General features: G+C 45.3%; 12 protein-coding genes. 9 read left to right on the top strand and 3 right to left on the bottom strand.

What is annotated here, in order from left to right; genetic code table 11:
• Positions 1-47 precede the first annotated feature (47 nt).
• From BEL04_RS11920 to BEL04_RS11880, 9 genes are all read left to right on the top strand, one after another.
• Positions 48-2,453, top strand: a complete 2,406-nt coding sequence (locus BEL04_RS11920; protein ID WP_066004054.1) for an ABC transporter permease — start codon at positions 48-50, stop codon at positions 2,451-2,453.
• Between the two features lie 118 nt (positions 2,454-2,571).
• Positions 2,572-4,995, top strand: a complete 2,424-nt coding sequence (locus tag BEL04_RS11915; protein ID WP_066004052.1) for an ABC transporter permease — start codon at positions 2,572-2,574, stop codon at positions 4,993-4,995.
• Positions 4,996-5,094: 99 nt separating this feature from the next.
• Entirely contained in the window at positions 5,095-7,482 is a 2,388-nt protein-coding gene (locus tag BEL04_RS11910; RefSeq protein WP_066004051.1) for an ABC transporter permease, read from the top strand.
• A 106-nt stretch (positions 7,483-7,588) separates the two neighbouring features.
• Entirely contained in the window at positions 7,589-10,063 is a 2,475-nt protein-coding gene (locus tag BEL04_RS11905; protein ID WP_066004049.1) for an ABC transporter permease, read from the top strand.
• Between the two features lie 45 nt (positions 10,064-10,108).
• Positions 10,109-12,517 carry an ABC transporter permease gene (locus tag BEL04_RS11900; protein ID WP_066004047.1) on the top strand — a complete coding sequence of 803 codons (2,409 nt, stop codon included), beginning with the start codon at positions 10,109-10,111 and terminating at the stop codon, positions 12,515-12,517.
• A gap of 215 nt (positions 12,518-12,732) precedes the next feature.
• On the top strand, positions 12,733-15,177 hold the full coding sequence (locus tag BEL04_RS11895) for an ABC transporter permease (protein ID WP_066004045.1): 2,445 nt from the start codon (positions 12,733-12,735) through the stop codon (positions 15,175-15,177).
• Positions 15,178-15,266: 89 nt separating this feature from the next.
• Positions 15,267-17,657: an ABC transporter permease gene (locus BEL04_RS11890; RefSeq protein WP_066004044.1), complete on the top strand. Its 2,391-nt coding sequence runs from the start codon at positions 15,267-15,269 to the stop codon at positions 17,655-17,657.
• 127 nt (positions 17,658-17,784) lie between these two features.
• The gene (locus BEL04_RS11885; protein WP_066004040.1) at positions 17,785-18,462 is read left to right on the top strand and encodes an ABC transporter ATP-binding protein; all 678 of its coding nucleotides are present in this window, start codon (positions 17,785-17,787) and stop codon (positions 18,460-18,462) included.
• Positions 18,463-18,473: 11 nt separating this feature from the next.
• Positions 18,474-19,811: a TolC family protein gene (locus BEL04_RS11880; RefSeq protein ID WP_066004039.1), complete on the top strand. Its 1,338-nt coding sequence runs from the start codon at positions 18,474-18,476 to the stop codon at positions 19,809-19,811.
• Here BEL04_RS11880 and BEL04_RS11875 read toward each other — a convergent pair.
• The 3 genes from BEL04_RS11875 to BEL04_RS11865 all read right to left on the bottom strand — a co-directional run bounded on the left by BEL04_RS11875 (position 19,806) and on the right by BEL04_RS11865 (position 22,855).
• Complete coding sequence (locus BEL04_RS11875; protein ID WP_066004036.1) at positions 19,806-20,678, bottom strand: DUF6268 family outer membrane beta-barrel protein; 873 nt, start codon at positions 20,676-20,678, stop codon at positions 19,806-19,808. The two genes, BEL04_RS11880 and BEL04_RS11875, sit on opposite strands and share 6 nt — an antisense overlap.
• A gap of 54 nt (positions 20,679-20,732) precedes the next feature.
• Positions 20,733-21,557: an N-acetylmuramoyl-L-alanine amidase gene (locus BEL04_RS11870; protein WP_066004035.1), complete on the bottom strand. Its 825-nt coding sequence runs from the start codon at positions 21,555-21,557 to the stop codon at positions 20,733-20,735.
• Positions 21,558-21,627: 70 nt separating this feature from the next.
• A protein-coding gene (locus BEL04_RS11865) for an IS3 family transposase (protein WP_371327587.1) occupies positions 21,628-22,855 on the bottom strand; the annotation gives its coding sequence in 2 pieces (ribosomal slippage) (positions 21,628-22,507 and positions 22,506-22,855; 1,230 coding nt in all).
• Between the last annotated feature and the right edge of the window lie 94 nt (positions 22,856-22,949).

The raw sequence follows: 22,949 nt of genomic DNA, 5'->3' as shown, positions 1-22,949 counted from the left end.
ATGGTCTATGGACTATCGACCATTGACTAACTAATAACACAATAACCATGTTAAGGAACTACATCAAAATAGCTTTACGAAACTTATCGAGACATAAGGCATACTCGGTTATCAATGTATTGGGTTTGGCTATTGGCATTGCCAGCTGCCTGTTGCTGTACATAGTTGTGAGGTACGAAAACAGTTACGATACCTTTCAGCCTAATTACAGCCGTATTATGCACGTGGTTACCGCGGATAAGTTTCCGGATGGGATGGTTTATAACTCCGGTGTACCGTTCCCCATGGCGGATGCACTGCGTGCCGACTATCCCAGCATAAAAACCGGCGCCATATTTGCGTCTCCTGGCAGCCAGGTAACGGTTTTAAACAGCAATAAAAACGATAATAAGTTTATCGAACGCAACGGCCTGTTTTATTGCGAACCGCAGTTTTTTGAAGTATTTCAATACAATTTTTTGGCCGGCAACGCCAAAGTCTTGGCCGAGCCTAATACCGTTTTGCTGAGCAAAGATATGGCCGTTAAGTACTTCGGCGATTGGAAAACGGCGATTGGCAGGCTGCTCAGGATCGATAATGCTTTAACCTTAAAGGTATCGGCCATTATTGACAATGTGCCTGGCCATTCGGATTTCCCGTTGAAGATAGTAGGCTCCTTTGCTGCAATGAAAACCGCGGCTGCAACTTATGGGTACGAGCCAACCTGGTTTGGCATGACCAGCAACTACCAGGTATTTATGCTGCTGCCGCCCGGTATCACACAGGCCGCCATCGAAACACAGTTAAAACAATCGAATGTTAAGTTTTACGGGGCGCATGCCTATACTAAACGTACACACCTGTTGCAGCCTTTGAGCGATATCCATTTCGATACCGATTTCTCAAACTTTGGCGATCATATCACCAGCAAATCAAAATTACTCACCCTTACGCTGATCGGGGTGCTCATCATCGTAATGGCCTGCATCAATTTTGTTAATTTATCAACCGCAAAAGCCGTTACCCGCTCGAGGGAAGTTGGTGTACGCAAGGTTTTAGGCAGCAGCCGCAAACAACTGTTCTGGCAAATGATGGGCGAAACAGCCCTGATGGTTTTTATAGCTACAGCGCTTGCATTGCTTATCGCTGCGCTGGCGCTGCCTTACATTAAAAACATCATGACGATACAGGAAACCCTGAGCATCCTTCGTACCGACATCCTGTTGTTTGTACTGGCTGGCATCATCGTGGTAACCTTTTTATCAGGCATTTATCCTTCGCTTATCCTTTCGGGCTTTACCCCTGCCTTGGCTTTAAAAAACAAGATCACTTCGGCCACCGTCGGCGGTATCTCACTAAGGCGCGGATTGGTAATTACGCAGTTTGCCATATCGCAGGTATTAATTATCGGCACCATTGTGGCCGTAAGCCAGATGGACTTTATCAGCAAAGCCGACCTGGGTTTTAATAAAGATGCCGTGCTGGTTTTAAACGCCAATACCGATAGTGCTGCCATATCGCGGCAAGCGGCTTTTAAGCAACGTTTACTGCAATTGCCAGGCGTACAATCGGTAACCTTCAGCAGCGATGTGCCGCAATCAGATAACGACTGGCAAACCAACTTTTCTTACGATCACCGCCCCGACGAAAAGTACAGCATCGACCTAAAATTTGCCGACCCCGACTATTTTAAAACATTTGGCCTGAGGTTTCTGGCAGGCAGGCCGTTCGCTTTAGCTGATACCATAAACGAAGTAGTTGTTAACCAAACTTTGCTGGCTAAACTGCACGTTGCCAAACCTGCCGACGCCATAGGCAAACAAATACGTATAGGTACCGCCCCATGGAAAAACATTGTCGGCGTAGTGCAGGATTTTAAAACCAACTCGCTGCGCGAAAGTGTAAAACCCGTATTTATTTCAACACGCAAGAAGTACTACAGCGTAACATCGGTTAAGCTGCATTCGGCGAATGTTTTACAGGCGCCTCAAGCCATACAGGCCGAATGGAATAAGTTCTTCCCCGAATACGCCAATACTGCTTCGTTTTTAGATAAGAGCATCGAAAACTATTACCAGCAGGAAGGCCAGTTATCGCTGGTATACAAAATATTTGCGGCGCTGGCCATTTTTATCTCGTGCCTGGGTTTGTATGGGCTGGTATCGTTTATGGCCGTACAAAAAACAAAGGAAGTGGGCATACGCAAAGTGCTCGGCGCCGGTGTGGGGCATATTATCTATCTGTTTTCGAAAGAGTTTACATTGCTTATACTGGCAGCTTTTATAGTAGCGGCACCGGTAGCCTACTTTTTAATGCATAACTGGTTAGAAAATTTTGTTTTCCGCATTGATATCGGTGCCGGGGTGTTTGCAGCAGCTATATTAACATCAGTAATTATTGCCTGGTTAACCGTAGGCTTTAAAGCCGTAAAAGCAGCCTATGTAAACCCGGTAAAGAGTTTGAAGAGCGAGTAGTCTTGAGTCGGAAAGTCAGCAAGTCCGAAAGACAACTGCGAACTGGTATTTAAATATAACGATATAGAACTTCCGGACTTCCGGACTTCCCGTCTTCCGGACTAAGAAACCAAATAGCATGATCAGAAACTATCTAAAAACCACATACAGGTTCTTACTCAAGAACAAAACATTCAGCTTCATCAATATCGTTGGTTTGGCTATAGGTGCCATGTGCTGTATCTATATCTTATTGTACGTGCAGGATCAGAATAGTTATGACAAGCATCATAAAGATGTGCAGGATATTTACCGGGTTACCACCACTTTATCCCTTTCGGGCGATAAGCATATCCATGCAACAGTATCTCCGCCGATAGCGCCCGCCCTTAAAACCGATTTTCCGGAAGTGCAGCAATATGTACGTGTGGTAAACACCCTCGGCGTAAACAGGCATTTGTTGAGCTATAAAGAAAAGTCGTTTTATGAGAAGGACATGTTTTATGTCGACTCGACCTTTTTTGATGTATTCAACTATCATTTTGTGAATGGCTCGCCGCAAAAGGCCTTAACCGAGCCTTACTCTATCGTGCTGTTTAAACCTGTGGCCGATAAACTTTTTGCCGGCGACGACCCTATCGGCAAAACTATAAATATTGATAATGGCTATGGCAAGCACGATTTTAAAGTTACCGGTGTGATTGACGAGAGCCTGGGTAAAACCCATATCAAAGCCAGCATGCTTGTAACCATGCATAGTGGCGGCATTGGCGATTATGTATTGCGAAACCAGATATGGGCCGGTAATAATTTCACCAATTCGTATATCAAACTACATCCGGGAGCAAGTGCTGAAGCTTTAGAACAAAAATTGCCCGATTTTTTAAATAAGCACGGCGAACAGCAGCTAAAAGAGCTGGGGATGCAAAAAGCGCTGCACCTGCAACCCGTAGCATCGATACATACCACTCCGGGCTATGAGGTAGAGCAAAGTAAAACCGTAAGTCCATCATTTTTATACATATTACTAGCTATCGGTATCATGATACAGGTGATAGCCTGCATCAACTTCATGAACCTGTCTACCGCCCGCGCCTCAAAACGCGCCAAAGAGGTTGGCGTGCGCAAGGTGATCGGCGCCGGCAGGTTTGATCTCGTTAAACAATTTCTGGGCGAATCATTCCTGCTTTCGTTCATCGGTGTATTGCTGGCTTTGCCTTTGCTGCTGGCGGTAATGCCTTATTTAAACGGTATAACCGGTGTAGTTATCGGTTTGGCATTTTTAGCCGATTACCGCATTTGGCTCATGCTCGCGGGCATTATTTTAGTAACCGGTTTTATTGCCGGCAGCTACCCGGCGTTTTACCTTTCGGCTTTCCAGGCCATCAAGGTAATCAAAGGTAATTTTACCAGCTATGTTTCGGCGGCGGGCATACGGCGCTCGCTGGTGGTATTCCAGTTTGTGCTTGCTGTTGTGCTTATTTCGGTTATCATTATTATCTATAGCCAGTTATCATTCATTAAAAACCGCGATCTCGGCTTTAACCAGAAGCAGAAGCTGGTATTTGGTTTTTATACCAACGATACCCAGGGCAAAATGACCAATTTTGCCAACGACCTGCGCCAGATGGCCGATGTAAAAGCAGTAACCAAAGCGGATAATTACCTGGGGCAGTTCATCGGCCACGACCATGGCGTTTACCCAGCAGGCGGTAATATGGCAACCGCCATTGATGCGCAAAACATAGCAACCGACGAATATTTTGTGCAGGCGCACGGCATACACATCTTAAACGGCCGCGACTTCAGGCAGGGCGATACCGATAAGGTGCTCATTAATCAAACACTGGCAAAACGATTAGGGCTCGACCCTCAGAAAGCCATCGGCGCGAGGCTTTACACACAATATAACCCCAACCCGGCAACTTATGTTGAAGTGGCCGGTGTGATGAAAGATTTTAATTATAACTCGCTGCACATCGAAGTGAGGCCGTTTATGCTGGTTTACAGTAACGATAACACCCGATTTGTAAATATCGTGGCGTCGGTTAACAGTAGCGACTATAAACAATTGCTCGGCAAAATTGAAGCTGTATGGCATAAGGATATCCCATCAGCACCTTTCGATTATGCCTTTTTAGACGAAGAAGTACAAAGGCAATACGAAACCGAGGTTACGCTTTCGCAGATCATCAACCTGTTCACGCTCATTGCCATATTTGTTTCGTGCCTGGGTTTGTTCGGGCTGGCAGCCTTTAGTGCCGAGCAGCGCAATAAAGAAATAGGTATCCGTAAAGTGTTAGGGGCAAGCGTTACCGGCATTGTTCAACTACTATCTAAAGATTTTTTAAAGTTGGTGTTCATCTCCATCATCATAGCTACACCCATAGCCTGGTATGCCATGCATAAATGGCTGCAGGATTTTGTATATCGCGTAAATATCAGTTGGTGGATGTTTGTACTGGCAGGCACCATTGCCATTATTATTGCATTTGTAACGGTAAGTTTTCAATCGGTAAAAGCTGCGATAGCCAACCCGGTAAAGAGTTTGAGGAGTGAATGAGAAAGTCCATAGACAATGGTCGATAGTCCATGGCTAAAAATTTAAGAAAAATACCATGGTCCATGGACTATCGACCATGGACATAATAACCCAATAACCATGATAAGGAACTACGTCAAAATAGCATGGCGCAACCTGGTAAACAATAAGGTTTACAGCGCCCTAAACATTGTTGGGCTTGCCGCGGGTATGGCCGTGGCTTTGATCATTGGTTTATGGGTTGCCCACGAGTATTCGTACGATAATTTTTTGCCTAACGGCGATCAGCTTTACCAGGCCAAGATAACCTTTACCAGCACGCACGATGGTATGCACACACAGGATGCGATGTCGTTACCGATAGGTGATGTACTAAAAAAAGACTATCCCGAAATTAAATATGTAGCCCGTGGCGATTGGGACCAGAAACACGACCTGTTGGTTGGTGATAAAAAGCTGTATCTAAATGGGATGGGCGTTGGCGCCGATTTTTTGAAGATGTTTCAATTCCCACTGGTAAAAGGGAGCGCGGCTACGGCGTTGAGCGATCCGTATACCATTCTGCTAACCGAATCGACAGCCAAAGCCTTATTTGGCGATGCCGACCCCATGGGTAAAATGGTAAAGTTTGATAATAAAGACAACCTGAAAGTTGTAGGTATTTTAAAGGACCTGCCAGAAAACTCGTCGCTATATTTTCACTATTTATTCCCTTTTGAATACCTGGTAAGCGCTCTTGACTGGATGAAAAGCGCGCCCACCAGCTGGACGAATAATTCGTTCCAGATTTACGTAATGCTGCAGCCCAATGCCAGCTATGCCGAGCTTGAGCCTAAAATAAAAGATATTGTAAGCGCACATAGCGAAAAGATGCGCCCTGCAAAACCGCAGATCATGCTGCACGCGCTAAAAGACTGGCACCTCCGTTCGGAGTTTACGAACGGCAAAGTATCCGGCGGGTTTATTGACTATGTGCGCATGTTCGGCATCATCGGCCTGCTGGTTTTGCTGATCGCCTGTATCAACTTTATGAACCTGTCGACCGCGCGGTCGGAGAAACGTGCGCGCGAAGTTGGCGTACGTAAAGCTATCGGCTCGCAGCGCAGCGATCTGATCTTCCAGTTCCTAACCGAATCGCTCCTGATCACCTTTATTGCCTTTGCCTTGTCGATAGTTATCGTACAATTGGTCATACCTTCATTTAACGCACTGGCCGATAATAACATCTGGATACCCTGGGGTAACCCTGTTTTCTGGATCGTTATGTTAAGCTATGTAGTTATAACCGGCTTACTTGCAGGCAGCAGGCCGGCATTTTACCTGTCGTCATTTAATCCTGTAAAGGTTTTAAAAGGCAGCATACAATTAGGTAAAGCAGCAGCGTTACCACGTAAAATACTGGTAGTGGTACAGTTCAGTTGCTCTATCGCTTTAATTATCAGCACCGTTATTGTTTATCAGCAAATACAACATGTTAAAAACAGGCCCACTGGCTACAGTGCTGACAGGCTGGTGGCTGCCGATTTGAGCACCGACCTGAACGAGCATTACACCGCCCTGAAAAGCGACGTGATGCAAACGGGCCTGGTAGAAAATTTTACAAGAGCTTCGGCACCGGTGACCGATATCTATGCGCACACTTCTGTTGACGATTGGTCGGGTAAAAGCGCAGGCGAGGAATCTGTAAATATCGTGACGCTCTATGTATCTGATAATTATTTTAAAACTACCGGCATGCAGCTACTGGCCGGACAAAACTTTGCACCCAAATTTGAGTTGGATACCGACAACGTCATCTTAAATGAAGCCGCTGTTAAACGCATGGGGCTTAAAGACCCTATCGGGCAGCTCATCAGCTGGAATAGCCACGGCAGCGGCAGGGTTAAGGTGATTGGCGTTGTAAAGAATACGGTGATGGGCTCGCCGTATAAGCCCGTTGAACCGGCTATTTTTTCGCACGGGCAATGGGGCACCAAAGCCGTATTCAGGTTAACAGCCAATGCCAATACCCACCAGGCCATGGGCAAAATTGAGCAGATATTTAATAAATATAACCCGGCATACCCATTTAGCTACAAGTTTGCCAACGATGAGTATGATCAGAAATTTAATCTCGAAGTGTTAGTAGGCAAACTTGCCGGGATTTTTGCCGGCCTGGCCATCTTTATATCCTGCCTGGGCCTGTTTGGCTTAGCTGCCTACGTCGCCGAGCAACGCACCAAAGAGATAGGTATCCGTAAAGTACTGGGCGCAAGCATTACCCAGGTATGGATGTTGCTATCGACAGATTTTGTGATTTTGGTAGGCATCAGCTGCATCATCGCATCACCCATAGCATTTTACTTTTTGCACGATTGGCTGCAGAAGTACGAATACCACATCAACATAGGCCCGGTAGTGTTTGTGGCAGCGTCGGTGCTGGCGATAATGATCACGCTTTTAACCATCAGTTTCCAGGCCATTAGTGCAGCACTGGCAAACCCCGTAAAGAGTTTGAGATCGGAGTAATTAATAAGAATCAAGAGCCAAGATGCAAGAATCAAGACAGGTATCGTGTAAGCAAGCCACCAATGACTAATGAACTAATGAACCGATGAACCAATAAACTAACAGCATGTTAAAGAACTACGTAAAAATAGCCTGGCGTAACCTTATTCGTAACAAGGTGGTCAGTATCATCAACATAAGCGGCTTAGCCATTGGCTTTGCCTGTGTACTGCTTATTGGTCTGTACATTAAGAACGAGTTAAGCTACGATCGGTTTTTTAACGATGCCGGCCGGATATACCGTGTAAACCTGGATGCCAAAATGGGTAACGATGAGGGCGTTATCGGGCATACGCCGCCACCGGCGGGAGCAGCGTTAGCAAAAAACTTTCCCGAAATTGAGAGTTACACCCGCATACTTTTACCCGGCGATGAAATTCTGCATTACGAAAACAACGGGCAGAAAAAATCGCTGACCGAACGCAACCTGCTGGTTGTCGATTCGAACTTTTTAAGGTTTTTTAATTACCCATTGATCATTGGTGATGCCGCAACCTGTTTCAGCCAGGTCAACTCGCTTGTATTAACCCAAAAAGCAGCCAAAAAATACTTTGGTAATGAATCGCCTGTCGGTAAAACTTTGGTGTTCGACGAAGATCAAACACCTTTTGTTGTTACTGCCGTGTTAAAAGATATCCCGCAACAGTCATCCCTGCAGTTCGACATGCTGCGCAGCACTGCAAGCTTCAGGCCGGTGGCACACTTCGGCTGGAGCTGGGTATGGTTGCAAATGGGCACTTACGTTAAGCTTAAACCAAACGCACCGGCCGATCGGGCAAGCATAGCCCGGTTGGAAAGTAAAATTCCGGCAATGATAGCAGTTGAAGCGGCAAGCGCTTTTAAACGGGTAGGGCAACCTTATGACGAGTTTAAAAGAAAAGGCGGCCGTTGGGACTTAAAGCTGCAGCCATTAGCCGATGTACATTTGTATTCGGCTACCATCGGTACGCGATACTTTGAGCAGGGCGATATCAAGTACGTATACATTTTTGCGGCAATAGGTTTATTTATCATGCTGCTGGCTTGTGTAAACTTCATGAACCTCTCTACCGCGCAATCAATCAAACGGAGCCGTGAGGTGGGCATCCGCAAAGTATTAGGGTCGTTAAAGGCGCAGCTCATCAAGCAGTTTATTACCGAAGCAATGTTGTATAGCTTACTGGCCTTAATTATTGCAATTGCTTTGGTTATACTGATGCTTCCCGCTTTTAACCAGTTATCAAACAGGGAACTCACAGCCCTCTCTTTGTTCAATGTTAAATATGTTACCGGTATTTTACTTTTTGCGATGGTTACCGGTGTATTTGCGGGCAGTTATCCGGCGTTTTTCATGACATCGTTTAACCCCGTAAATATTTTAAAAGGCAGTAACTTATTAAAAGGCAAAGGCTCGGGTTTTATCCGCAATGGTTTGGTGGTATTTCAGTTTTGGGTATCAACGGTGCTGGTAATCTGCACCATTGTGGTTTACAAACAATTGATCTACAGCAAAACCCAGGACCTTGGCTTTAATAAGGAAAACATAGTTATTGTGCCCAACGTAGGGCGGCTTGGCGCGAGCCAGGAAAGCCTGAGGCAGGAACTGATCAGATTACCCCAGGTGGTTAATGCTGCCATATCGACGGGCCTGCCAGCCGAAAGCTCGTTCGGGGATACGTATACACCCGAAACAGACCGTGCAAATACGAAAAATGCGGAGACCAATATCGATCTTTCGTCGTTTATGGTTGACGAAGCTTTTGTGCCAACCCTTGGCCTGAAACTGTCAGGCGGAAGAGTCTTCTCACAAAAGTTCAATGATTCGTCATCCGTCCTTTTAAACGAAACTGCCGTAAAACAGATAGGCTGGAAAGATCCGATCGGTAAAACAATTACGTACCCCGGCAATAACTATCAGAAGTTTACCGTGATCGGTGTGCTTAAGGATTTCAATACCACATCGTTCAGAAACAGTATCGCCCCTTATGCTTTGTTCTATACCACATCCAAAACCTATAATATCCGCTCATCGTACCTGACGGTGAGGATAAAACCCGGTAACTACGCCGAAACACTCAACAGTATCCAGGCTAAATGGAGGCAATTTGCGCCATCGCTGCCGTTCGATTACAGTTTTATGGACGCCGAATTTGATTCGCTCTACCGGTCCGACCGAACCATGAGTAAAGTGTTGAGTGTATTTACCGCGTTATCGGTATCGGTGGCCTGTATGGGCATGCTCGGCCTGGCCATGTTTACAGCAGAGCGGCGCACCAAAGAGATCGGCATCCGCAAAGTGCTGGGCGCATCGGTGCAAAACGTGGTTACCATGCTCTCGAAAGAATTTGTACGGTTGGTGTTAATCGCCTCGTTACTCGCCTTCCCGGTTGCCTGGTATGCCATGAATAAGTGGTTGCAGGATTTTGCCTATCGCACAGGTATCAGCTGGTGGATATTTATCCTGGCATCGGTATTAACTATGGCTGTAACGTTAGTAACCATCAGCTTCCAATCGGTAAAAGCAGCAATTGCTAACCCGGTAAAGAGCTTAAGGAGCGAATAGAACAAGTAGCAGTTAGAAAAACCAATCAACTAATGAACTAATATCATGATCAAAACTTATTTCAAAACAGCCTGGCGCTATTTATTGAACAATAAAACTACTACCCTCATCAGCATAGCTGGTTTGGCGGTGGGTATTTGCTGCTTTTTATTGTTAACTACTTACCTGCTTAACGAGTTGCGATATGATAGGTTTTACCCTAACGCAGATAGGATTGTCCGGGTGGGGAATAATTACAAAACCATCAACGATAACCAGGAAACTAATTCGGCCGTTACACCAACCGCCGTAGTGCCGGTATTTAAAAGGCAGATTGCCGGTATTGAAGATGGCGTACGTATTTACAACTATTCGGGCTATAAACCTGTAACAGTGCAATATAAAGATGACCTGTTTAATGAAAAAAAGGTATTGTTGGCTGATGATTCATTTTTTAAAATATTCGGCTTTAAGTTTTTGGCCGGCAATGCGGCTTCGGCTTTAAGCACACCTGGTTCGTTGGTTCTAACGGCATCAACCGCTAAAAAATATTTTGGTAACGATAACCCGGTCGGCAAAATACTAAAGGTCAATCAAACTAACAATATGATGGTTACCGGTGTAATAGAAGATGTACCTGCTTACTCGCAGATCAAGTTTGATATGTTGGGTAGTTACAGCATGCTCGACAGGTCGAAAGTGTTAAAATGGGACTCGGGTAACGATTACTCATACTTTTTGTTAAAACCCGGGGCAGCCGCAACATCCGTACAGCAAAAGATGAACCTGTACCTGACCGATGTTTTAAAAAGCCAGCAAAAACCAGGCAGGCACGCCTGGTTTACACTCGAAAAGCTCACCGATGTACATTTGCATTCGTCGCTAAGCAATGGTTTGGAACCATCGGGCAATATCAAATACATTTACATCTTAAGCTTTGTGGCAGTTATTTTACTGGTGCTTGCCTGTATTAATTTTTTAAACCTGGTTACCGCCCGCGCCGCCGAACGCGCACACGAAATTGGCGTACGCAAAGTAATGGGTGCGCAACGCAAACAACTTTTCATCCAATTTATTACCGAGGCTGGTTTAATTACTCTTGCATCTTTGCTTATCGGCCTGGCATTGGCCTATCTGGCCTTCCCTGCATTCAGCAATTTTGCGGGCAGTCAATTAGGCTTATCAACCTGGAGGTTTACCTGGCTGGCTCCTTTACTATCGGGCTTATTTATCACGGTAACTTTGCTGACAGGTGCCTACCCGGCATTGTATTTATCAGCGTTTAAGCCGGTAACCAACATGAAAGGCCACGGCAGCAGCAAAAACGGCAATCTGCGTAAAGGTTTGGTGGTGCTCCAATTCGTGGTATCTGTTTTTTTCATTATCTGTACGCTGATCGTCGGGCACCAGCTGCGTTATATCCAAAGTATGGATACCGGTATTAACCGTTCGCAGGTGCTGGTAATGGATATCGGCGGAATGCCCTTTAATAAAATAGAGACATTTAAAAACGCTATCAGCACACAACCCGGTATTAAAAGTACCACGGCATCATACGACTCGCCGGTTCAGATCAAAGGAGGGTACACCATTACCCAGGCCGAAGGTAAATCGCCCGACTACAGTTTATCGATAACTGGCATCCCGGTTGAAAGGGGTTTTGTTAATACCCTGGGCATTAAACTGCTGCAAGGCAGCGATTATACACCCGCTGATGAAAAACAGGTAATGACCGACACTTTTGCCAACCGTAAATACAGCTTTATTATTAACGAAACGGCAGCAAGAGCGTTGGGCTGGAAACCCGAACAAGCTATAGGTAAACGTATCGGTGTAAATGGGCGTATCGGCAAAGTTAAAGCCGTTACACGCGATTTCAACTTTGCATCGCTGCATAAATCCATTACCCCGGTAGTGCTCTTTGCCGAGTACGACTGGTTTAGTAAACTGCTCATCAAAACATCGGCCGGCAATTTGCAGAATACCCTTACCGGGATCAAACAAACCTGGAAGTCCTTTTACCCGAACACCCCGTTCGAGGCGCATTTTCTGGACCAGGAATTCGACGAAATGTACCAGAACGAACAACGCACCGGGGGCATACTCAATATATTTACGGCTGTTACCGTTTTTATATCGTGCCTGGGCCTGTTCGGGCTGGCCATATTTACCACTAAGCAACGCTTTAAAGAGGTAAGCATCCGCAAGGTGCTGGGTGCAAGCGTAAGCAACATTGTAGCCTTGGTATCTTCCGACTTTTTGAAACTTGTTTTTACCGCTATTATTATTGCTTCTCCTCTGGCCTGGTATGCCATGAACAGGTGGCTGCAGGATTTTGCTTATCGCATAACCTTAAGCTGGTGGATATTTGTTTTATCTGCCGTCCTTACCGTCTTACTGGCATTTATCACGGTAAGCTATCAAACGCTTCGTGCGGCATTGATCAACCCGGTTAAAGGCTTAAGGAGTGAATGATCTGGTAAGTTGTTATTGGTGAGTAGCGAAATAATACGGCGCCCTAAAAAACTCACCATTCACTATTGACAACTCGCCATGTGTATCAAAACCGTACGCCTGCTGTCACAATAACGAACATAAAATTTGCTCATTTTTGTTATAAGTATCTATAAATCAACAAATTAAATATTTGGTATATTATTGTAGCCCGTTTGATTAAATTTAGAATCGGTATGCTGAAAAACTACTTTAAAACTGCCTGGCGCAGCCTGATGCGATTCAAGGTATTCACGCTGATCAATATATTGGGTTTGGCGATAGGCATAAGCGCGTCCCTCGTCATATACCTTATTGTAAATTACGATTTTACCTTCGATAAATTTGAAAAGGATAATGACCGGATATACCGGGTAGTATCTGACATGAAGTTTTCGGGCAATCCTTATCATAATAGCGGTGTACCCGCCCCGGTTGGTGAGGCCGTACGTAACGAGTTGAGCGGTATCCACGTGGTTGCCGCTTTCCATCAGCATAACTCCGAAACCAAAGTGATCATCCCCGGAAATACCAAACAGCCCTTGATTTTAAAAAACCAGGATAATCTAATTTTTGCCGATGCCAACTATTTTAAACTGATACCATACGAATGGATAGCCGGGTCGGCAAATTCGGCGCTGAATGATCCGCTAAAAGTGGTTTTAACAGATAAGATCGCAAAACTGTATTTCCCCGATCTGCGTGCCGACCAGGTTGTGGGCCGCCAGGTGATATACGATAGCATAGCTACTACGGTAACCGGTGTAGTAAAAACGCTGAGCCATAACAGCGACTTTACTTTTCACGATTTTATATCGCTTTCAACCATCCCAGCCACGGGGTTAAAAAAGAATTACAGCTGGGATAACTGGGGAATGACGAATGGCTCATCGCAATTGTATGTTAAACTAAACCCGGGCACAACACCCGGGCAAATTGAACAACAACTGCGTGTACTCAACACCAAATATGTAAAAAAGCATAAGGGTTTTGAATCGGCCTTTATGCTGCAACCGTTAAGCGATTTGCACTTTAACAGTAATTATCGCAACTATAATGGGCGGCTTGCCAGCAAAGGCACTTTGTACGGCTTACTCACCGTTGCCGCATTCTTACTGCTATTAGGCAGTATTAACTTTATTAACCTGTCAACCGCGCATGCCTCGCAAAGGGCCAAAGAAATCGGGATCCGTAAAACGATGGGCAGCACCAAAACACAGCTCATTATCCAGTTTTTAAGCGAAACATTTTTGATAACCCTGCTGGCCACTATTTTATCGGTGATACTGGCACCGGTGCTGTTTAATATATTTTCGGGCTTTATACCCAAAGATCTGCATTTTAGTTTGCTGCATCAGCCCGATCTCGTCGCGTTTATGATCTTACTGGTTATCACAGTTAGTGTGTTATCCGGCTTTTACCCATCGTGGATATTATCCCGCTACAACCCGGTACTGGTGCTCAAAAATCAGGCGTATGCCAACACCGGCCAAACCCGCCGCGTATGGATCCGTAAATCGTTAACGGTATTCCAGTTTTTAATTGCCCAGTTTTTTATAATGGGCACGTTTTTGGTAGCCAAGCAGATACATTATTCGCTCAACAAAGATCTTGGCTTTAAAAAAGATGCCATCATTAGTTTTAGCACGCCGTTTTTTAGCAAGCAAGCCAACAACCGAATCGTGTTATTGAACAGGTTAAAAAATATTCCCGGCATCGAAATGGTTAGCCTCGGTGGCAATACCCCGGCTACTAACGGCACAAACTCCGGGCAGGTTAACTACAAAGACGGAAAGAAGGACATACAACTGGACGTGCAGTTTAAATATGGCGATACGAACTACCTGAAATTGTACCACATTAAACTGCTGGCAGGCAATAACACGCACGAAAGTGATACCGTTAAAGAAGCTATTGTGAACGAAACCTACGCGCATATGATCGGCTTTAAAAATGCCGCAGATGCAGTCGGTAAAACGCTCGACTGGAGCGGCGTAAAGCTCCCGGTAATTGGTGTAATGCGCGATTTTAACCAGGAATCGTTACATGCTGCGATACGGCCGCTGATATTTACAGGCGCAAGCAGCAATAGTTATGAACTGCATGTAGCTTTAGGCCCCGAAAACAATGACGGCACAGCCTGGAAAACTACCATCGGCAAAATAAGTAAAGCGTATAAGGATATTTACCCCGAGGACGATTTTGAGTATGAGTTTTACGATCAGGCCATTGCTAAGTTTTACGAAAAAGAACAACACATATCGAGCTTGTTAATCTGGGCTACCGGGCTGGCCATATTTATCAGCTGCCTTGGTTTACTGGGACTGGTTATTTACACCACCAGCCTGCGTACCAAAGAGATCGGCATTCGTAAGGTCCTGGGCGCTTCGGTTACGCATTTGGTTGCGATACTATCGACAGACTTTGTAAAGCTGGTATTGATATCTTTTATCGTTGCTTCGCCGGTAGCGTGGTACACCATGAATAATTGGTTGCAAAACTTCGCCTATCGTACCACAATAAACTGGTGGATATTCGCGCTGAGCGGGGTTTTAATGGTGCTGATAGCATTGGTAACGTTAAGCTTTCAAACCATCAGGGCGGCGGTAGCCAACCCGGTGGATAGTTTGAAGAATGAATGATTTGGTGAACGGAGAGTAGTGAGCAGTGAATGGAACAAGTTCAATAAAATATCATGATCAATTAACACAATAACTAAATAACCACGGTTATGATCAGAAACTATTTTAAAACGGCGTATCGCAGCCTTAAAAAAAACAAAGGCTTTACGGCTATTAATGTTTTGGGGCTATCGGTTGGGTTGGCTACCTGCCTGCTCATTGTTTTTTATGTGGTTGATGAGCTAAGTTACGATCGTTACAACACCAAAGCCGACAGCATCTATCGCATAACTGAAACCGCACGGTTAAATGGCAACGAACAGGTGTTCGCCGGATCGGAAAAGCCATTGCTTTACGCCACTAAAGATTTGCCGGAATTTGAAAAACAGGCAAGGTTCATCCCGGTGAATACGCTGTTCCTTTCCGCCCAAAAGTTCCGCATCAAAAAAGGGAATAACGACATCCAGGAAAAGAACATCGTTTATACCGACTCGCGCATATTCGACATTTTTACTTTACCCGCCATTGGCGGAAAGCCCGCACTGGATGAGCCACACACCGCAGTAATTACCCAAAGCACCGCCCAAAAGTATTTTAACACGAACGATGTTGTCGGTAAAACCCTTACCATTAACGATACCAGCTTTTACAAAATAACCGCTGTTATTAAAGATGTACCTACACAGTCGCATTTTAATTATGATTTCTTTTTATCGTACTCGTCCATCCCTGAATCTACACGTGGCGGCTGGGGGTACGGCGGGGTACACAACTACGTAATGCTTAAACCGGGAGCCAATATTAAAAAGCTGGAAAGCGAAATGCAGGCCATTGCTTATAAACACTATCCCGAATCAATGCATACCAACGGTAATTATTTGACCTATACTTTAACACCGTTGCTGGATATCCACCTGCACTCCATTGCCCAATACGAGTTGATGGAGAAAGGGAGCATCCAATACGTATACATATTTTCGGTAATTGCCATATTTATATTGCTGATAGCCTGCGTTAACTTTATGAACCTGGCCACAGCGCGCTCCTCAAACCGCGCGCGCGAGGTTGGTGTACGCAAGGTATTAGGTTCGGCACGCAAATATCTCATCCTCCAGTTCCTCACCGAGTCGGTTTTGGTGACATTGGTTTCAACCGTTATCGCTGTACTGTTGGCCTGGTTGCTTATGCCTTTCTTCAACCAACTGGCAGTAAAACACCTGGCTTTTACTTTAAGTTCGATGCTGTGGTTAATACCATCATTGTTGCTTATCGTCGTAGTTATCGGTTTCCTTGCAGGATCGTACCCGGCGTTTTTCCTGTCGGCTTTTCAACCTATCGAAGTATTGAAAGGCAAACTATCTACTGGCTTTAGGGGCAGTTTTCTGCGCAGCTTTTTGGTGGTTTTCCAGTTTTCCATTTCTATCTTCCTCATCATCGGCACACTGGTTATTTATAATCAATTAAAGTTTATCCATAACAAAAACCTCGGTTTTAACCGCGACCAGGTACTGATAATTAAAAACACAGCGGTATTGGGCAACCAGGCTAAGATATTAAAGCAGGAAATTAAGCAAATGTCCGGTGTGCTTAGCGCCACCATGAGCACCTATCTGCCAACCGGCGAAGACCGCAATGTAACGGGTTTATTTCCGGCTTTACCGATCGATATCAAACAAGATGTTTTATCCGATTTTTGGCCGGTCGACGAGGATTATATCAATACCTTAGGCATTAAGCTCATCGCGGGGCGTAATTTCTCACCACGAATGGCGTCAGACTCATCGGGACTGATCGTGAACGAAGCCTTTGTAAAACGCTTTGGTTTTAAAGATCCGCTTAACAAAACCGTGTACCGCTTTAGCTTCGGCCTGCAGGCCTTTCATATTGTTGGTGTGATGAAGGATTTTAACTTCAGCTCCTTACGCGACCAGATAAAACCTGTTGCCCTGGTTTATAACGAAGATCGTGGTTCTGTAACTGCCCGGGTTAGTACAGCCAACCTATCGGGATTAATAGCGCAGATAGAAAACAAGTGGAAAAACTTCTCACCCAACCAGCAGTTCAGCTACTCGTTTATGGATGAGGATTTTGATGCCACCTACCGCGCCGAGCAACGCATTGGTACACTGTTTATATCCTTCAGCACATTGGCTATTTTGATAGCCTGCCTTGGCCTGTTTGGCCTGGCTGCTTACGCCGCAGAGCAACGTACCAAAGAGATCGGCATCCGTAAAGTATTAGGTGCAAGCGTATCAACCATAGTCAATATGTTATCGATGGATTTTATCAGGCTGGTGTTTATCGCTATCATTATTGCATCGCCGCTGGCCTGGTACGCTATGAACCGGTGGTTGCAGGATTTTGCCTATCGTACCAACATCCAATGGTGGGTTTTGGCTGCCGCCGGATGTATGGCCGTGCTGATCGCTTTTGCTACCATCAGCTTTCAGTCCATCAGGGCGGCTTTGGCCAACCCGGTTACCAGTTTAAGGAACGAATGATTTGGTGAGTAGTGAATGGCGAACAGTGAGTGGGAAAACGGGAATAATAAAATGCAAGTACCATGGTTTATAGATCGACCATGAACCTAATCAACAAATGAACTTAATAAACTAATGAACCAATAAAATGCTATCACTCAAAAATATTTCAAAGCACTACAATGTAGGCGGTAACAAAACTTTTGTGCTCAACAAAATCGATCTGGATGTTGATGCCGGCGAATTTATCTCCATCATGGGCCCGTCGGGTTCGGGCAAATCAACCCTGCTCAACATCATCGGTTTGCTGGATGAGCCATCCGAAGGTTATCATTACTTTTTGGGAGAAGCCATACATAATCTCAAAGAAAAACAACGCTCGGCTTTGTATAAAAGCAATATTGGTTTTGTTTTCCAGGCCTATCACCTGATAGACGAGCTCACCGTTTACGAAAACATCGAAACCCCGCTCATTTACCAGGATGTAAAAAGCAGCGAACGTAAGGCGCTTGTTGCGGATATCCTTGATCGCTTCCAGATCGTCGGTAAAAAAGACCTTTTCCCGGCACAGCTTTCGGGCGGGCAACAGCAATTGGTTGGCATAGCACGCGCATTGATCACCAAACCTAAATTATTACTGGCCGATGAGCCTACCGGTAACCTCAACTCCAAACAGGGCGAGGATATTATGGAGCTCTTCCGCAAGCTCAACAAAGAGGATGGCGTAACCATCATTCAGGTTACCCACTCCGAAAAGAACGCCGAGTTTGGCTCGCGCATCATCAACCTGCTCGATGGTAAGATCGACTCATCGCGCAATATCTGAGTTTTACAAACATGAAATATCTGCAATATATATTCTCTCTGTTTTTTATCGCGATAAGCATTAACATGGCCTTTGCCCAGGCACCCGATACCACTTTAACCCTGCAGCAATGCCTGGATATCGCCATCAAAAACAACCTGGTAGTTAAGCAAAGCGAGATACAGATGGAGCGCAACCGCATCAGTTACCAGCAGGCCCGCGAAAACATGCTGCCCAGTTTTAACGGCTCAGTTGACCATAGCATCAGCGATGGCCGCAGCCTCAACCCCTCAACCAACCAGTATGTAAGCACGCAGTTTACTTCTGCAACGTATGCCTTGAACAGCAGCCTTACCCTATCAAGCGGGCTAACCCTGCAAAACGCAGTAAAGCAAACATCGCTGGCATACCAGGCCGGTAAAATGGATTTTCAGCAGGCTAAGGATAACCTTACCCTCAACGTTATTACTTCGTACCTGCAGGTACTTAACGCCGAAGACCAGCTTACCCAGGCTAACACACAATCCGTGGTATCGCAAAAGCAGGAAGAACGCCAGGCGGTATTGAACAAAGACGGTGCCGTGCTGCCATCTGCTTATTACGATCTGAAAGGCCAGGCTGCTGCCGATAAACTAAATGTGGTGAATGCCAAAAGTACGCTCGATATTGCCAGGCTAACCCTGCTGCAACTGATGAACGTGCCCTATAACAAAAACGTAAGGATACAACGTCAGCTGGCCGATCAGCTACCAGTGCAATATAACGAAACCGCCGACCAGATCTACAACAAAGCACTTACCGACCTCGCTTATGTAAAAGCTGCCGAACTGCGCCGACAAAGTGCCGAAAAAAGTGTACAGATAGCTAAAGGTGCCTTGATACCATCCATTTCGCTGGGAGGTAATTTAGGTACCAATTACTCGAGTTCGGCAAGCGGCGGTACCAGCGTGGGTTATGTCAATCAGCTGCAAAACAATTACGGTACGTCGTTGGGCGTGGGTATCAACGTGCCTATCCTAAACTATTTTCAAAACCGAAATAAGATCAAATTAGCCAAGCTCGATCTGTTGAACACGCAATATATTGAGCAAAACACACGTATTCAACTTCGCGAAAACATCGATCAGGCTTACGTGAACATGTCTGCCGCTTACGATCGTTATAAACTGCTGATCGAGCAGGTAGATGCTTTTGCCGAATCGTTCCGGGTGGCCGAGATCAGGTTCAATGCGGGAGTATTGACCTCTGTCGATTTCCTGATTGTAAAAGGCAATCTCGACAGGGCAAAAACAAGCCTCATCAGCAGCCGGTACGATTACCTCATCCGCACCAAGATATTAGATTATTACCAGGGGCGGTTATCGCTATAATTTGCAGGCCAAACTCAGGTTGAGGGCCAGGCCACTGTACTTTTGTGTAAAGTAGGGTGTATAACTACCGCCGCCTATGTTCCAGCCGTAAATACGCAGGGGCACGGTCTGGTCCTTCTGATAAATATCCAGCTTGCGGCTGCCTATGCCTAAAAAACCACCTAATGTAAGTTTGTTATCAGGCATGTATTGGGTAGTGATACCAAAGTTTGAGCTGCGGTATTGCACGTATCGGCTGTTAAATTTAGTGGCGCTAAGCCTGTACGACCCAAAGTCGCCTTTAAAGCCGCCGCCAAGCGTCCATTTATCGTTCAGCTTAAAATCCAGCCGGGGTACCAAAGGCAGTGGCCCGCTCAGGGTAATGTTATCGCTGATGTGCCAGATCATGGTCACGATCGGCAATAGCTGACTGCCGCTAAACTGGTACTGGTAACCCAGGCCAAACCCTAAGGCAAACTTTCTGCTGGTTGGCGACAGGAACAACACTTCCGATTTAAAGCGCAGGTCTTCGCCCGAAATATCGTTAAAATCCGATGCCAGCAATGGCTCAACATGAATAACCATGATGGTTTTTTCGCCGAGTTTGGTATGGTAGCCCAACGACAGCCCAATGGTTTTGTACGACGCGCTATCCAGCAGCGAATGGGTATCGTTTACATTCATCAGGCCTAACTCAGGCCCAAGGCTAAAACCTTTCCCTATCGGGAAAGTCATTTTGATACTGTTACCGATAAACGTACCGCCGCCTTTGCTGGCGGCAGTTTTTCCGAACGAAAAATCGTACGAAAGTTTATCATCGTTTTGTGCTTTCGCGAAAGAACAATAGCAGAGCGTTATCGCTAACAGCAGCGGTTTAACCAGGCGCATAGTGTAAAGTTTAGGTGCCTAAATATACAAAAACGCCTTAAATAAAAGCTTATGCTAATACTTCTGATAAACGTTGTACAGGATGTTCAGGTCAAGCTGCGTCCATTTACCTTTGATATCGCTTTGTACAAAATGGCGCTTAAAGGCTACGATGGCACTGTTCAGATCGCTGGTATCATAACCGATCAGGCGCAAGGCAATAACCGGGTCGAAGTTATCGGGAGCAAGCTCCAGCACATCGTCGCTCCAGTAGCCAAAGCTATGTTCGGCCATTCTTTTCCATGGGAAGAGCGGTCCCGGGTCGGGTTTACGTTTTGGTGCAAAATCTTCGTGGCCGATAAAGTTAGCGGTAGGTATGCTATAAGCTTTTTTTAGTTTGGTTAACAGGCTGATCAAGCTGTTGATCAATGGTTCGCTAAAAGGCTCCTCCCCATTGTTATCTAATTCGATGCCTATTGAGCAGCTGTTCATATCAATCACGCTGCCCCATTTGCCGATACCTGCCTGATTGGCGCGCAGGTAATCGTTCACCATGTGCACTACTTTACCATCACGGCCGATCACATAGTGCGCACTAACTGCGGTGCGTTTTAAGGTAAAGGTGCGCTCCGTCTCGTCTAACGAGTTTTGCGCCGTGTAATGGATGATCACATATGCAGGTTTACGGATACCAAAGTTTACGGTGCCTACCCATTCAGAGGGGATGCTCATGCCCATCGAATCGGTTAACATAGCGGGTTGTTCCGATTTTAGTATACGTGCGAACGAATCCGCCTGGTGAGTATAAACTTTATTGGTTTTATAGTATTTGCCTTTAGGCGAACAAGATGCCAGCAAAACAAGTACAGCGAGACATAGATAAATGTAGATGTTTTTCATTCAATTAATAATAAGGGTTAACGGTGTGCTAATTAACTAAATAACTCTGTCGAGTCCTAAAAAAGGTTGACTATTTTTGGTGATACAATTTTACTTTAATTTTCTTTTGTTTATGCATTTGAATTGGTGTTAACATACTGCAACTCAAATGCGGCCTGTAATGATTATAAGTGAATATGCTTTGTTCTACTTGTTTCATTGCTTCTTTAATGTCGTTCAGCTGATCTGCTAAGCCAAACTCATCCTTGAGTATCCCATTGACCCTTTCAGCAACTGCATTTTCATACGGGTCGCCATTTTCCGTCATGCTGATAGCGATATGGTTTGCCATCAGGCACTCCGTGTAAAGCTTGCTGCAATATTGCAAGCCTCTGTCCGAATGATGGATCAGTGCCTGGTCTTTGTATTGTCTTTCGTTTAAAGCCATTTTCAATGCTTTATGGGTTGATTCTGCCGTCATATTATCACACAGTTCATAACCCACGATCTGCTTTGAATAGGCATCTGTAATTAAATGCAGGTACACATTACCCTCTGCTTTTGTATCCAGGTAAGTGATATCTGCCACCCAAATCTGTTCAGGCCGGTTGAGTTCAATATCCTTTACCAAATTAGGGTATTTACGCATCCAGTGACTGGAATTGGTTGTTCTTACGTATTTTCTACGTGTCGGCACCAGCATATTTTCTTTCCTTAACAACTCAAACAAGCCATCCCTGCCTATAGCAACTCCTTGCTCTTTTAACAGGTAGTGCAGCTTGCGGGTGCCCAGCCGTGGCAGCTTGCGCCGTAAGTTCAGCACAAACGGCTTCAGTTGTCTCCAGGCCGCCTCGTTCTCATTTTTGCACTTTACCTGTTTATAGTAAGCCTGTTTACTCAGGCCAAACAATGCACAACAGCGGCTCACTTTGCGTGGCCGGGTTTGGGCAAGCTTACTGATTATTTGGCGGCGCCTTTTTTAACAGATCGATCCCGTCTTCTTCTTTGATTACTTCAATCAGTGTTTCATACGCCAGTACTTTAAACTTCTCGTCTTCCAGTTGCCTTTCCAGCTCTTTGATCCGTTGTCTTAACTTATCCTTCATCGGTCTGCCTACAAGGGCTTTGTCTTTATAATGCAAGTTACCAAATTGTTCGCTCCATCGCGTTATGCTCGACTTACCGCCTATACCATACTTCTCCCGAAGTTCTACACGGTTCAACAATCCCTTGTTCAATTCCTGAACTACCTGCTTTTTAAACGCCACACTGTAACGCTTTGAGACTCCTTCCGCCTCTCTAACTAGTTGATTCTTCATCTTGTTGACTTTTTTTAGTCAACTTTTTTCAGGACGGGACACTCTGATAACCCATCGGTATTTATGGGTATTTTTTGTGTTACCGCGCTTCAGC

It is taken from the genome of Mucilaginibacter sp. PPCGB 2223, assembly GCF_001705515.1.
In the GTDB taxonomy this organism is placed as follows: Bacteria; Bacteroidota; Bacteroidia; order Sphingobacteriales; family Sphingobacteriaceae; genus Mucilaginibacter.
This window is presented reverse-complemented; position numbering and strand designations above follow the sequence as displayed.

Excerpts from the sequence above, each read along its gene's own strand:
- BEL04_RS11920 (WP_066004054.1), top strand. The coding sequence starts at position 48 with ATGTTAAGGAACTACATCAAAATAGCTTTACGAAACTTATCGAGACAT.
- BEL04_RS11915 (WP_066004052.1), top strand. The coding sequence starts at position 2,572 with ATGATCAGAAACTATCTAAAAACCACATACAGGTTCTTACTCAAGAAC.
- BEL04_RS11910 (WP_066004051.1), top strand. The coding sequence starts at position 5,095 with ATGATAAGGAACTACGTCAAAATAGCATGGCGCAACCTGGTAAACAAT.
- BEL04_RS11905 (WP_066004049.1), top strand. The coding sequence starts at position 7,589 with ATGTTAAAGAACTACGTAAAAATAGCCTGGCGTAACCTTATTCGTAAC.
- BEL04_RS11900 (WP_066004047.1), top strand. The coding sequence starts at position 10,109 with ATGATCAAAACTTATTTCAAAACAGCCTGGCGCTATTTATTGAACAAT.
- BEL04_RS11895 (WP_066004045.1), top strand. The coding sequence starts at position 12,733 with ATGCTGAAAAACTACTTTAAAACTGCCTGGCGCAGCCTGATGCGATTC.
- BEL04_RS11890 (WP_066004044.1), top strand. The coding sequence starts at position 15,267 with ATGATCAGAAACTATTTTAAAACGGCGTATCGCAGCCTTAAAAAAAAC.
- BEL04_RS11885 (WP_066004040.1), top strand. The coding sequence starts at position 17,785 with ATGCTATCACTCAAAAATATTTCAAAGCACTACAATGTAGGCGGTAAC.
- BEL04_RS11880 (WP_066004039.1), top strand. The coding sequence starts at position 18,474 with ATGAAATATCTGCAATATATATTCTCTCTGTTTTTTATCGCGATAAGC.
- BEL04_RS11875 (WP_066004036.1), bottom strand. The coding sequence starts at position 20,678 with ATGCGCCTGGTTAAACCGCTGCTGTTAGCGATAACGCTCTGCTATTGT.
- BEL04_RS11870 (WP_066004035.1), bottom strand. The coding sequence starts at position 21,557 with ATGAAAAACATCTACATTTATCTATGTCTCGCTGTACTTGTTTTGCTG.